1 protein-coding gene is annotated in these 603 nt (G+C 48.3%); it reads right to left on the bottom strand.

All coding sequences use genetic code 11. The annotated features are described in order from the left end of the window. A partial coding sequence (locus tag K5E19_RS23435) for a GDP-mannose 4,6-dehydratase (RefSeq protein WP_221553326.1) occupies positions 1–481 on the bottom strand: 481 nt, incomplete at its 3' end. Positions 482–603 lie beyond the last annotated feature (122 nt).

The raw sequence follows: 603 nt of genomic DNA, 5'->3' as shown, positions 1-603 counted from the left end.
AAACCGTTGTTTCAGTGAACAGCGGCAGCTCGGTTGAAGCCGGGTGCTCATCAGGATGGGGCAGATCGCCATACACTTCGTCAGTCGAAATGTGGTGGAAGCGGAATGCGGCTTTTGCATCTTCATTCAACGCAGACCAGTATGCGCGCGCGGCTTCCAGCAGGACATAAGTCCCGACTATATTGGTTTCGATAAATGCAGCAGGCCCCGTAATGGAACGATCCACGTGGCTTTCATCAGCCAAATGCATGACAGCATCAGGTTTGTGCGCAGCAAAAATGCGCTCCATCGCCGTTTTATCGCAGATGTCTGCCTGCTCAAATGCGTAACGCTCACTGTCACTCACTTCTGCAAGCGACTCCAGGTTACCGGCATAGGTCAACTTATCAACGTTAACCACTTCATCCTGGGTATTTTTAATAATATGCCGCACAACTGCAGAGGCAATAAAACCAGCACCGCCAGTAACAAGAATTTTCACGTTAGCTATTCCGTTGATTGAATATATCGGGATATTGATGTTCTGAATTCAGAATAATATGAGCGAAAACAGAAAATATGCACGCTACCGCCCCTGGCTTAACAGCTACCAGTGCACTGAGT

The sequence above is a fragment of the Enterobacter sp. RIT637 genome (genome assembly GCF_019718755.1).
Lineage (GTDB): Bacteria > Pseudomonadota > Gammaproteobacteria > Enterobacterales > Enterobacteriaceae > Enterobacter.
The sequence above is the reverse complement of the archived record's forward strand: the minus strand, read 5'-3'. Positions and strand labels throughout refer to the sequence as shown.